The organism is Kitasatospora indigofera (genome assembly GCF_014655955.1).
In the GTDB taxonomy this organism is placed as follows: Bacteria; Actinomycetota; Actinomycetes; order Streptomycetales; family Streptomycetaceae; genus Kitasatospora; species Kitasatospora indigofera.
This window is the reverse complement of sequence record NZ_BNBO01000077.1, coordinates 25005-36827: the sequence shown is the minus strand read 5'-3', so window position 1 is coordinate 36827 and position 11823 is coordinate 25005. Positions and strand designations below refer to the sequence as shown.

Sequence of the window (11823 nt, the reverse complement as noted above, 5' to 3'; positions counted from 1 at the left end):
CTCCGCCGCCGGCGGCGGAGAGCGGCGGGGCGCCCGTCAGCCGAGGGCGCGGAGCGCCGCGGCCGCCGTCCGCAGGTCCTCGTCGGAGGCCAACCCGGCGTGGTAGAGCCGGAGTTCGGTGGCTCCCTCGGGGAGATGGAGGCCGGCCGGGTCACCGCCGGCACCCGCGATGATGCCGAGATTGGCCGCCAGCACCGTCCCTGCGGGCATCAGCGCCGCCGCACCGGACGCCAGAGGCGCCGGGACGACCAGGCCGTCCGCGAACTCCAGGACCCGGGCCACCTCGACGCCGCAGTTGGGACCGCTGCGGTGTGCCACCGGATCGGCGTGCAGCAGGATCCGGAACCGGGGCCCGGCGGCGGCCCGGACGGCCTCGACCACCGTCCGCTGGAACGCGTACGCGGCCGCCGTGCGGTGGGCGAGCGCCGCACCGGCCAGGCCGTCGCCCAGCAGCGCCGCGATCCGCTCCCGCTCGCTGCCGACGGACGGCTCCGCACCCCCGCGCCAGAGCGGCTCCAGCACCGCCCGGACGGCGGCCCGCAGTTCGGCGGGGTCGGCGCCGGCCGCGGCGTAGCCGCGCTCGCACGCGGGGCAGAAGCAGAGCGACATCAGGTACTGCCCGACCGGGCCGAGCGGCACACCGGCGATCTTGTCGTGGGCGTGCAGGTGCGCGAGTCCGTACCAGCCGCAGGACTCCAGCTCCACGCCGCCCGCCCCCGGCCGGACGGCGGCCTCGGCCGCCAGCAGCGCGGCGTACTCGACCACCTCCGGCTGGGCGACGCAGAGCGCCCAGGGGTAGCGCTCGCCGTAGGCGTTGCGCACCGTGATGCGCGGATGCTCGCCGCCGAGGCGCGAGTTGTGGGCGAGCACCACCCAGGAGTGGACGTCGATCCCGGCCGCCGCCAGGGCCGACCGGGCGGCCTCGAAGGGATCGTCGCCCGGCACCCAGTCCTGCTCGTACGGGCGCAGGGCCCGCCCGCGCCAGCGGGCCGGCCCGGGCCGGTAGTAGACGGCGGAGTGCCGGGCGGTGACGATCCTGGTGCCGGGGTGGCGCGGGGTGAGCGCCCGGGTGGAGTGGTAGGCGGCGGCGAGGGTGGCCTGCCGGACGCCGAGCGCGGCGAGCCGGCGCGGGGCGCCGGGATCGCCCACGACGTCCCAGGGGTAGAGGAAGGCGGAGCTGCGCACGGCCGGTTCTCCTGGACTGGATCGGAGGGGAACGTGGGCGCCGGGGCCCGGCGCCCACGGGCGGTCCTGGTCAGATCAGCGTGCGGGCCCGCTCCAGCAGCCGGGCGAGCTGAGCGATGTGCTCGGGGGCGGCCTCGGTGAGCGGGGAGCGGACGGCGCCGACGTCGAGGCCGTCCATCCGGACGCCGGCCTTGACCAGCGAGACGGCGTAGCCGCGCCCCTGGTTTCGCAGTTCGACCAGCGGCCGGTAGAAGCCGTCCAGCAGGCGGTTCACGGTGTCGTCGTCGCCGCTGCCGAGCGCCTTGTGGAAGGCCAGGGCGAGGTCGGGGGCGAAGCAGAAGACCGCCGAGGAGTAGAGGGTGATGCCGATGCCGCGGTAGGCGAGGCCGGTGAGTTCGGCGGTCGGCAGGCCGTTGAAGTAGCGGAACGGCAGCCCGGGGCGGGCGGTGCGGACGGCGCTGACGATCCGTTGCATCCGGTCGAGGTCGCCGATGCCGTCCTTGAAGCCGACGATGTTGTCGACCTCGGCGAGCCGGACGACGGTCTCCGGGTCGAACACGGCGTTGTCGCGCCCGTAGACGATGATCTCCAGCTCGGTGGCCCCGGCGAGCGCGGTGTAGTGCCGCAGCAGGCCCTCCTGCGAGGGGGTGACCAGGTAGGGCGGCATGGCCAGCACGCCGTCGGCGCCGGCCCGCTCCGCGCGGGCCAGGAACTCCAGGGCGAGGGCGGTGCCGTGGCCGACGCCGGCCACCACGGGGACGGCGCCGGCCGCCTCCTCGACGGCGGCGGCGACGACGCTCTCGTACTCGTCGAGGCCCAGCGCGTGGTACTCGCCGGTGCCGCAGGCGGCGAAGACAGCGACCGCGCCGTGGTCGATGCGGGACCTCACATGGGCCCGGAAGGTGGGGACGTCGACGGCCCCGTCGGGCCCGAAGGCGGTGACGGGGAAGAAGAGGAGGCCGTCGAGGCGGTCGACGAGGGGCGGGACGATTTCTGGCATGGCGGGTGCTCTCCGGGACTCGGTGGAGGGTGGAGGGGTTTCTGGGGGTCTCAGCGTTATACATCATTCTGACCGCTGGACACATCTGTGAACACCGAACCAGCCAAAGCGCCCTCGATTCTGCGGATGTCCCGGGCGGTACCAGGGGGTTGACGGCGGGACAGCACAAACCTAGGGTGTCCAAGCATGTGAACTCTGTCCATGAGCGTGTCGCCATCGTGTCGCCTTCATGGCAGCGGCCTCCCCGAGACACCGTCACACCCCTGCCCCCATCGCACTTCGCCGTGCCGAGCTGCCGGCTCCCGCTGCCGGGAACCCCGCCGTCGGGGCCCCGGCGCCCGTGGAACCGGCCCGAGAGGAGGCGAGCTCACCGTGGCTCTCGCCGACAGGACCACCGTCAGGCCGCCCGCCGCCGGGCCACCACCCACCGGGCGGCGCGGGCCCCGCCTGCGCCGGGCCCTCGCCCCGTACGCACTCATCTCGCCGACCGTGCTGCTGCTCGCGGTCTTCCTGGTCGTCCCCGTCGGCAGCGTCGTCCACTACGCACTGCAGCACCACGTGGTCAACGAACCGTACGACGACGCGTTCGTCGGTCTCGGCAACTTCAGGGCGATGCTCGGCGACCAACGCTTCTGGGACAGCCTGGCGTTCAGCGCCAAGTGGGTCGTCGCCGAAGTCCTGCTGCAACTGCTGCTCGGTCTCGCCCTGGCCCTGATCGTCAACGAGACCTTCGTCGGCAGGGCGATGGCCCGGGCCCTGGTCTTCTCGCCCTGGGCCGTCTCGGGCGTGCTGACCACCAGCATCTGGATGCTGCTCTACAACCCCGCCACCGGCGTCTTCCACTACCTCTCCGAGATCGGCGTCGGCAACGCCGGGACCTCCGTCCTCGGCAACCCCGACACCGTGTTCGGTGCCGCAGTCGTCGCCGAACTCTGGCGCGGCGTCCCGTTCTTCGCCATCCTCATCCTGGCCGACCTGCAGTCCGTGCCCAAGGAGCTGTACGAGGCGGCCTCGATCGACGGCGCCGGCCGGGTGCGCAGCTTCCTGCACGTCACGCTCCCGCACCTGCGCGACGCGATCGTGCTGGCCACCCTGCTGCGTTCGGTCTGGGAGTTCAACAACGTCGACCTGCTGTACACCCTGACCAACGGCGGCCCGGCCGGGGCGACCACCAGCCTCCCGCTGTACGTCGCCCAACTCGCGCGCAAGTCATACGACTTCGGGTACGGCTCGGCGCTCACCACGGCGGCGTTCGTGATCCTGCTGTTCTGCTCGGTGCTCTACCTGCGGCTGAGCAAGTTCGGACGGCAGCGGTGACCGGCCTGCAGCACGCCCCCCTTGACCGGACCGCACCCGTGGAGAGCCCCGCCGTGACCACCGCCACCGCCGTCCTCCCGCCGGCCGCCGTCCGCCGGGGCGAGCGGGGCAGCAGGTTCCTGCGGCTGTTCCTCCCGCTCGGCCTCTACCTGGTCTTCACCGTCGTCCCCTTCTACTGGATGCTGCTGTTCGCGCTGCGGCCGGCCGGCTCCACCTCCCTGCTGCCCTGGCCGCTCACGCTGGAGCACTTCGGCACGGTCTGGAACGACATGGGCTTCCGGGTCTACTTCCAGAACAGTGTGTGGATCGCCCTGCTGACGCTGCTGTTCGTCACCTTCTTCGCCCTGATGGGCGGCTACGCCCTCGCCAGGTTCGAGTTCCGCGGCCGGCGGCTGTTCATGCTCGCGCTGCTCTGCACGCAGTTCGTGCCGGGCGCGATGATGCTGATCCCGCTCTTCAACATCTTCCAGACCCTCGACCTGATCAACTCCCGGTGGAGCCTGATCATCGCCGAGAGCACCTTCCAACTGCCGCTGGCGATGATCCTGATGAGCGGCTTCGTCCGGAACGTCCCGGTCGAGCTGGAGGAGTCCGCGATGGTGGACGGCTGCGGGCGGATCCGCGCCTTCCTCGCCGTCGTGCTGCCGCTGCTGCGCCCGGGGATCGTCGCCGTCGGCTCCTTCGCGTTCATCGGCAGCTGGAACAACTTCCTCTTCGCCCTGATGTTCCTCAACGACCCGGAGCTGCAGACCGTCCCGGTCGGGCTGCAGACCACGATCGGCGAGAACACCGTCGACTTCGGGGCGCTGGCCGCCGGCGGGGTGGTGGCCGCCGTCCCCGTCGTCCTGGTCTTCGCGGTCGTCCAGAAGTACCTCGTCCAGGGCATGAGCGCCGGCGCCGTCAAGGGCTGAGCGCCACCCGGCCCGCGCCCCGGCCGCCCCCGGCCGCACCCGTCGCCGCGCCCGCCGCCGAGCCCGCCGGGTTGAGCCCGCCGGTTGAGCACCCCCACCCGTCACCCACACGTCAGGACCCCCTCATGTCCAGCATGCTGCGCACCACCGCCGCCGCCCTCGCCGCCCTCGGACTGCTGACCGCCTGCAGCTCCACCGGATCGTCCACCGACGCCGGCGGCGGCGCGAAGGTCACCGTCACCTACTGGGACAACAACGCCGGCCCGGCCAGAACACCGCTGTTCCAGCACCTGATCGACGAGTTCGAGAAGGCCAACCCGAACATCACCGTCAAGTACGTCGGCGTCACCAGCTCCGAGGTCGCCGAGAAGTACAACACCGCGATCGCCTCCGGCAGCACCCCGGACGTCGGCGGCGTCACCACCGCGCTGCTCGCCTCGCTCACCGCGCAGAAGGCGCTCGCCCCGCTCGACGAGCTGTACGCCAAGAGCCCGCTGAACGGCAGGCTCGCCGCCAACTTCCTCGCCACCTCGAAGGCCGCGAGCGGCGGCAAGGGCCTCTTCCAACTGCCGTCCTCCGGCAACCAGGACGTCATCTGGTACCGCGCCGACAAGTTCAAGGCGGCCGGTCTCGCGGCGCCGAAGACCTGGGACGAACTGTTCGCCGATGCAGCCAGGTTGACCGACAAGGGAGCCAACCAGTACGGCTTCACCATCCGCGGCGGCTCCGGCGCCGGCTTCCAGCTGCTCTCCGAGGCCTACGCCTACTCCGGGGTGGCCGAGATGTTCGACGCGAGCGGGAAGTCCACGGTCGACGACCCGAGGAACGTCGCACTGATCGAGAAGATCGCCGCGCAGTACAAGGCCACCACGCCCGAGGCCGACGTCTCCAACGCCTACCCGCAGATGCTCGCCCAGTTCCAGGCCAACCAGGTGATGATGGTGCACCACAACCTGGGCTCCACCAAGGACGTCAGGACGGCACTCGGCGACAAGGTCGCCGGATTCCTGCTGCCGGCCGGCCCGGACGGCACCAGCGTGCTGGCCAACCCCGTCGACGGCTTCGGGCTGTTCAAGAACTCCAAGCACCAGGCGGAGGCCTGGAAGTTCATCGAGTTCCTCGACTCGCACGCCTCCAACAGCTACTGGAACGAGAACGTCGGCCAGATCCCCGCCAACACCGAGGCGTACGCCGACGAGTGGTACGCCAAGTCGGGCATCACCAAGGAGGCCGGCGACCTGCTCAACGCGCCCGGCACCAAGCTCGTCCAGCCGCCGGTACACCTCCCGCAGTACTCGAAGATCACCAAGACGGACGCCGAGCCCGCCTTCCAGAAGGTCCTGCTCGGCAAGATGTCCGCCGCCGACTTCGCCAAGGGCGTCGCGGACGCCCTCACCAAGGCCCAGGCCGACTACAAGTCCAAGAACGGGTGAGCCGGATGACCCCGACGATCGAACGCATCGAGGTGTCGCTGTTCACGACCGTCGCCCGGACGGCCGTCGACCCGCACGGGCACCGCCACCCCTCCCCCGCGCACGAGGTGCAGGAGGCACTGCTCACCGTCACCGACACCGACGGCGCCGCCGGCCGCGTCCTCGTCCAGCCCGACCACCTGCGCAGCGTCGTGCTCGACAAGCACATCCGCCCGGCGCTCGTCGGCCAGGACCCGCTGGAGCGCGAACGGCTCTGGACCTCGCTGGCCCGCCGCCAGCGCGGCGCCCACGGCGGCCTCACCGACCGCGCGCTCGGCTTCGTCGACCTCGCCCTGTGGGACCTCGCCGGCCACCGCACCGGCCTGCCGGTCTGGAAGCTGCTCGGCGGCGCCCGCAGCAGCGCCCCGGCCTACGCCTCCACCATGTGCGGCGACACCACGCCGGGTGGCCTCGCCACCCCCGCCGACTTCGCCGCCTTCGCCGTCCAGCTCGTCGAACAGGGCTACCGGGCCATCAAGTTGCACACCTGGATGCCGCCGGTGCCCGGGGCCCCGTCGGTCGCCCTGGACATCGCCGCCTGCACCGCCGTCCGCGAGGCCGTCGGCCCGGACATCGACCTGATGCTGGACGCCAACCACTGGTACTCCCGCACCGAGGCGCTCAAACTCGGGCGCGCACTGCAGGAGTTGGACTACTACTGGTTCGAGGAGCCGATGGAGGAGGCCTCGGTCTCCTCCTACCGCTGGCTCGCCGGCCAGCTCGACATCCCGGTGATAGGCCCGGAGACGGCGTGGGGCAAGAACTTCACCCGCGCCGAATGGGTCACCTCCGGTGCCTGCGACATCCTGCGCACCGGCACCACCGACGTCGGCGGCATCACCCCCGCCGTCCGCACCCTGCACCTCGCCGAGGCCTTCAACATGGACTGCGAGGTGCACGGCAACGGCTCCGGCAACCTCGCCCTGCTCGGCGCCGGCACCAACGGCCGCTGGTACGAACGCGGGCTGCTGCACCCGCAGTTCGACTTCGACGAGGTGCCGCCGCACCTGAACTCCGTGATCGACGCGATCGACGCCGACGGTGTGGTGCGGTTCCCGCTCCGCCCGGGCCTGGGCGACGACCTCGACCTCGACCACATCAAGTCCCACACCGTCAGGACACTGTGATGACCCGGACCATCCTGCTCACCGGCGCGGCCGGCGGCGTCGGCACCCTGCTGCGCGAACTGCTCCCCCCGTACGGCTACCGGCTGCGGCTCGCCGACCGGTTGCCGGTCGACGGCGCCGAGGACGCACTCGTCTTCGACCTGCGCGACGCCGCCGCCGTCCGGGAGGCCGTCCGCGGCGTCGACGCCGTGGTGCACCTCGGCGGCATCTCGCTGGAGGACTCCTTCGCCGCCGTCCTCGGCAGCAACATCGAGGGCCTGCACCACCTGTACGAGGCCGTCCGGCTGGAGGGCGTGAAGCGGGTCGTCCTCGCCAGCAGCAACCACGCCGTCGGCTTCACCCCGCTGACCGGCGAAGGCCTGATCGGCACCGACATCCCGCCCCGGCCGGACACCTTCTACGGCCTGTCCAAGGTCTTCGGCGAGGGTCTGGCCTCCCTCTACGCCGACAAGTACGGCGTAGAGACGGTCTCGATCCGGATCGGCTCCTGCTTCCCCCGGCCGCGCTCACCCCGGATGCTGTCCACCTGGCTCAGCCCGGCCGACTGCGCCCGGCTGGTGCACGCCGCACTGACCGCGCCGGGCGTCGGACACACCGTCGTCAACGGCATCAGCGCGAACACCAGGGCCTGGTGGAGCCTCAGCTCGGCCCGCGCACTGGGCTACGAGCCGCAGGACGACGCCGAGGTGTACGCGGCCGAGGTGATCGCCGAGCACGGCGAACTCGACCCCGAGAGCGCCGACGCCCGGCTGCTCGGCGGGTTCTTCACCACCGTCGAACCGCCGGCCTGAGCCCCGCGGGCGGCGGGTGGGGGGCCTCACCCGCCGCCCGCCACCCCGCACCCCGCACCCCGCACCCCGCACGGCCCGTACCCGGCGACACCGCGGGCGCCGCGCGGCCGGGTCTCAGCGCAACGCGTACGGCAGGGTCACCCGCACGTACTCGGCGGGCCGCACCACGTGCGGCTCCCGGCCGGCGTCCTCGTAGAGGTGGCGTTCCGCCTTCGGCAGGGCGAGGTCGATGATGTCCAGCACCGAGCCGGACATCGGGTCCCCGTCGTCGCTCTGGGTCAGCAGCGCCGTCTCGCCGAAGCCCCCGAGCGCGGCCAGGTCGAGGTCGTAGGCGTCCGGGTCGCGCAACTCGTCCAGGAAGGTGGGCGCGTTCCGGATGTAGGTGTGCCGCATCGGCGCGGGCAGCCGGGCCCAGGCGCCGGGGCCCAGGGTGATCGTGTCGACGTACAGCTCGGCGGCCGCTGCCGTCTCCCCGCGTTCGAGCAGCGCCCGCACCGGCGCGACCCGGGCCACGGCCTCGTCGGCGGCCGGGCGCAGGTCCGGGTCGGCCGCCATCAGGCCGACGGCCGGCGGCTCGTGCACGGCGATCCCCCGCAGCAGCGCGGGCCGGGCGGCGGCCAGGCGCAGCGTGGCCATCGCGCCGTAGAGCGTGCCGGCGACGAAGGCCGGCGCCAGGCCCAGGCCCTCGATCAGGCCCGCGAGGTCGGCCGCGTCCTCGTGCACCGACCCCTGGGTCAGCACCTCCTCGCTGCGGCTGTGGCCCCGCCGGTCGTACGTGACCACCGTGCACTGCTCGGCCAGACCCGGTGCCACCCGCTCCCAGCAGTCCGCGTCCCCCCAGGAACCGTGGACGAGCACCACGCTCGGCCCGGCGCCCCGGATCTCGTAGTAGAGCGCCACACCGTTCGCCCTGATCACGGCCATCGCAGACCTCCAGCCTCGGTCCCGCTCCGCCCCACCCACCAGCCTGACACAGTCGCGCGCACACGGACGGGCCGTGCCCGGCCGGTGCCGGGCGGGGTGGCCCGCAGGCCGTGCCGCCGGGCTCGCCGCCGCCCGGGCGTCCACCGGGCGGCGGAACCCCGACGGGTCTCTTCCTACTCCTCCCGGGCCGGGCCGGGGCGGGGCCGGCGAGGAGCCCGGCCGCCGCCGGGACCGGCTCCGAGCTGCGCAGACGCCGCCGAGCGGGTGGTGGCCCCGGTCGCGCTCCGGCCGAAGGACGGGGGGTCGCGCGCGTGCCTACAGTGGTTCCATGCCGCAAACCCGTGGCGGAGGTGCCGCCCGGACCCCCGGGATCCGGCACTGGCGACCGCCGCCGGCAGTCCGGACGTGGTCCTGGTGGCTGCCGTTGCTCGTGGTCGTCCTCGCCGTCCTGCTGGACCTTTCCCTCCACAGCCGGGAACCGCTGAGCTTCCTGCTGATCGCGGTGCCGCCGCTGGCGGCGGCCACCCGGGGGCCGCGCCGGGTCGCCGTCCTCACCGCCGGCTGCATCCTGCTGGAGTTGGGGATGGCCTCCCGCCGCCCCGGCCACCTCGGCGAACAGCACCATCTGGCGCTCTACTGCGCCACCGCGCTGATCGGCGTCGCGGCGGTCCTGCTGGCCCGGCAGCGGGTCCGGGTCCAGACCCGGCTGATCCGCGCCCGCTCGGTGGCCGAGGCGGTCCAGCTCACCCTGCTGCGCCCGGTGCCGGAGCGGGTCGGGCCGCTGCGCGCGGCGGGTTTCTACGAGGCCGGCGAGCGCGGCGCGCTGGTCGGCGGTGACCTCTACGACCTGTGCGAGACGCCCTTCGGTGTCCGGGTGATCATCGGCGATGTGCGCGGCAAGGGTCTGGACGCCGTCCAGACGGTGTCGGCGGTGCTCGGCAGCTTCCGGGTCTCCGCCCACGAGTGGGCGGACCTGGGCAGCCTGGCCCAGCGGCTGGAGCTGAGCATCGCCCGTAATTCGCCCCGGGCGGCCTGCGACGCGGAGCTCTTCGTCACCGCCCTGCTGCTGGAGTTCCCGGCCGACGCCGGCGAGGTGCGGATCGTCGACCGGGGCCACCCGCCGCCGGTACTGGTCGGCAAGGACGGGGCCCAGTGGCTGCGGACCTCCCCGCACCTGCCCCTGGGGCTCGGTGCGCTGACCTCGGCGGCCTGCGAGATCACCACCCATCCGCTCGCCCCGGGGGACGTGATCGTCCTCTACACGGACGGTGTCAGCGAGGCCCGGAACACCGCCGGCGTCTTCTATCCCGTGCTGGAGCAGCTGGCGGCGCGCTTCGCGGGCGGGCAACGCCCGGAGCCGGGGCTGGTGGCCGCCTTCGTCCGCTCGGACGCGGACTGCTGGTCGGCGGGTGCGGAGGGTGAGGACGACCGTGCGTTGCTGGCACTGGCGGTGCGGCCGGGCCCGGAGGGCGCGGGACCCGGGGGCGACGGCGGGGGCCGCGACGAGCGGTGGGAGGACGACTGGGAGGACGAGTGGGACGAGGGGTGGGCCGAGCGGTGGGCCGACGGCCCGGACGGGACGGACGTCCGGCCGGACCGGGCCGGTTGACGGCGCCGGCCGGTCGACAGCGCCGGCGGGTTCGACGGCACCGCGTCCGTCGCCCGCAGCACGCCTGTTGGCCCACCACGCCGGTCGACCCACCACGCCCGCAACCCGGCGTCGCCGTCCCTGCGGCACCGCACCGGCTCCCGGGCGGGACCGGCCGGCCGCGCGGGAACGCCGAATGCCGCCTCCTCGTGGTTGAGGAAGCGGCATTCGGCAGGCGGCTGCGGCGCTGCCACCGGGATCACCGGTGGTGCGCAGCGGGCGGGGCACCCGTCCGCCGCGCGCGGGTGTCGCGCGCGGGCGGGGGCGGACCGGGCGGGTCGGAGCATCGGTGGAGGGATCCGGGGTGCGCGTCGGCACACCCCGGATCCCTCACCTTCGCCCCGGTCGCCCCTGTCCGACGGCCGGGGCGCCGCGGTGGTGGCTGGTGGGGGGAGTTCGCTCAGGTACCGGTTCGGCTTAGTACCAGTGGTGCGTCTGCCAGAACGCCCAGGCGGCGTTCGGGCTGCCGTAGCGCTCGTTCATGTAGTTCAGGCCCCACTTGATCTGGGTGGCCGGGTTGGTCTTCCAGTCCGCGCCCGCCGAGGCCATCTTCGAGCCCGGCAGGGCCTGGACCAGGCCGTAGGCACCCGAGGAGGCGTTGGTGGCGGTGACGTTCCAGCTGCTCTCGTGGGCGACGATCTGGTTGAAGGACGCCAGCTGGTTGGCCGGGACGATCTGCGCGGCCAGGGCCTTCGCGGAGGAGGCCGGGGTGGTCGCGCCGGCGACGGTGGGCGCCACGACGCTACCCAGGGTGGCGATACCGGCGGCGGACACGAGCACGGCGGCCGAAGCACGCAGGCGGGTGGAGAAAATGCGCATGAAAAGGTGATCCTCATCGGTTGCTGCGCTCACGTCCGCAGGATTCCGCAGAGCCGGACAGGGGCTCGTACGTCGGGACGGGGCGCTGGGCTTCCGCACGGGGCGGAGCCTGGCGAAGGAGATTCGCAGCGGGACAGGTGCTGCGCTCTCTGGCGACTCCGCAATTGTTAGCGGGCCCGGTGGCGGCCGCCAAGACCCCCTCGCTACGACGGTGCGTCGTAGCGAGCCCCGGGATCACCGGCCCGGAATCCCTCCCCGTTACCCGCGACCCATCCCCTCAAACCACCTAATTCCGGCAATTCCGGCACTTGGGGCAGCACCTCCGACCTGCACCGATGCTCCGTCGGCCCTTTAAACCTCGGCCACCACCAAATCCTGGTCAGCTCCACCCCCGCCAAGGCCTCCCGGGCCGGGCCGCGGGTCAACTATCCGGCTCCGTAGTCCCCGGTGGCCTGTGAGGACCCTCACCCCACCGGTGCCTGATATGTCCGAATTTACGGTCGATCGAGGAGTGGTCCAGACCTCCGGGCGACCCCGGAAGGACCCCCGAACGACCCCGGAACGACCTCATCGGCCGGCCCGGATCCGTCCACCGCGACGTCGTTCCGCCCCCGGATTCACCGCTCGGT

Annotated in this window: 10 protein-coding genes; 6 read left to right on the top strand and 4 right to left on the bottom strand. The window is 72.9% G+C overall.

All coding sequences use genetic code 11. The annotated features are described in order from the left end of the window. Positions 1–36 precede the first annotated feature (36 nt). Both IE329_RS36740 and IE329_RS36735 read right to left on the bottom strand, forming a co-directional pair. Entirely contained in the window at positions 37–1185 is a 1149-nt protein-coding gene (locus tag IE329_RS36740; RefSeq protein ID WP_190215394.1) for a hypothetical protein, read from the bottom strand. 70 nt (positions 1186–1255) lie between these two features. Beyond that, on the bottom strand, positions 1256–2185 hold the full coding sequence (locus IE329_RS36735) for a 5-dehydro-4-deoxyglucarate dehydratase (RefSeq protein WP_190215393.1): 930 nt from the start codon (positions 2183–2185) through the stop codon (positions 1256–1258). A 372-nt stretch (positions 2186–2557) separates the two neighbouring features. Here IE329_RS36735 and IE329_RS36730 point away from each other — a divergent pair, with 372 nt between their 5' ends. The 5 genes from IE329_RS36730 (at position 2558) to IE329_RS36710 (ending at position 7803) form a co-directional block, all read left to right on the top strand. After that, a complete protein-coding gene (locus tag IE329_RS36730; protein WP_373311420.1) occupies positions 2558–3502 on the top strand; it encodes a carbohydrate ABC transporter permease in 945 nt (314 codons plus the stop codon). Positions 3503–3555: 53 nt separating this feature from the next. Further along, positions 3556–4413 (top strand): carbohydrate ABC transporter permease, encoded by an 858-nt coding sequence (locus IE329_RS36725; protein WP_373311419.1) that lies wholly within the window; start codon positions 3556–3558, stop codon positions 4411–4413. Positions 4414–4538: 125 nt separating this feature from the next. Next, the gene (locus IE329_RS36720) at positions 4539–5846 is read left to right on the top strand and encodes an ABC transporter substrate-binding protein (protein ID WP_190215391.1); all 1308 of its coding nucleotides are present in this window, start codon (positions 4539–4541) and stop codon (positions 5844–5846) included. A gap of 5 nt (positions 5847–5851) precedes the next feature. Further along, positions 5852–7012 (top strand): enolase C-terminal domain-like protein, encoded by a 1161-nt coding sequence (locus tag IE329_RS36715; protein WP_190215390.1) that lies wholly within the window; start codon positions 5852–5854, stop codon positions 7010–7012. Then, positions 7012–7803 (top strand): NAD-dependent epimerase/dehydratase family protein, encoded by a 792-nt coding sequence (locus IE329_RS36710; RefSeq protein ID WP_190215389.1) that lies wholly within the window; start codon positions 7012–7014, stop codon positions 7801–7803. Before IE329_RS36715 ends, IE329_RS36710 begins: the two co-directional genes overlap by 1 nt. 114 nt (positions 7804–7917) lie before the next feature. Here the strand turns inward: IE329_RS36710 and IE329_RS36705 are convergent, their stop codons facing one another. After that, positions 7918–8727, bottom strand: coding sequence for an alpha/beta fold hydrolase (locus IE329_RS36705; RefSeq protein ID WP_190215388.1), 810 nt, complete (start codon positions 8725–8727; stop codon positions 7918–7920). Between the two features lie 328 nt (positions 8728–9055). Between IE329_RS36705 and IE329_RS36700 the strand changes: the two genes are divergently transcribed. After that, entirely contained in the window at positions 9056–10336 is a 1281-nt protein-coding gene (locus IE329_RS36700; RefSeq protein ID WP_229928055.1) for a PP2C family protein-serine/threonine phosphatase, read from the top strand. Between the two features lie 456 nt (positions 10337–10792). Here IE329_RS36700 and IE329_RS36695 read toward each other — a convergent pair whose 3' ends face one another. Further along, on the bottom strand, positions 10793–11194 hold the full coding sequence (locus IE329_RS36695) for an aggregation-promoting factor C-terminal-like domain-containing protein (RefSeq protein WP_190215387.1): 402 nt from the start codon (positions 11192–11194) through the stop codon (positions 10793–10795). Between the last annotated feature and the right edge of the window lie 629 nt (positions 11195–11823).

Excerpts from the sequence above, each read along its gene's own strand:
- IE329_RS36735 (WP_190215393.1), bottom strand. The coding sequence starts at position 2,185 with ATGCCAGAAATCGTCCCGCCCCTCGTCGACCGCCTCGACGGCCTCCTC.
- IE329_RS36720 (WP_190215391.1), top strand. The coding sequence starts at position 4,539 with ATGTCCAGCATGCTGCGCACCACCGCCGCCGCCCTCGCCGCCCTCGGA.
- IE329_RS36715 (WP_190215390.1), top strand. The coding sequence starts at position 5,852 with ATGACCCCGACGATCGAACGCATCGAGGTGTCGCTGTTCACGACCGTC.
- IE329_RS36710 (WP_190215389.1), top strand. The coding sequence starts at position 7,012 with ATGACCCGGACCATCCTGCTCACCGGCGCGGCCGGCGGCGTCGGCACC.
- IE329_RS36705 (WP_190215388.1), bottom strand. The coding sequence starts at position 8,727 with ATGGCCGTGATCAGGGCGAACGGTGTGGCGCTCTACTACGAGATCCGG.
- IE329_RS36700 (WP_229928055.1), top strand. The coding sequence starts at position 9,056 with ATGCCGCAAACCCGTGGCGGAGGTGCCGCCCGGACCCCCGGGATCCGG.
- IE329_RS36695 (WP_190215387.1), bottom strand. The coding sequence starts at position 11,194 with ATGCGCATTTTCTCCACCCGCCTGCGTGCTTCGGCCGCCGTGCTCGTG.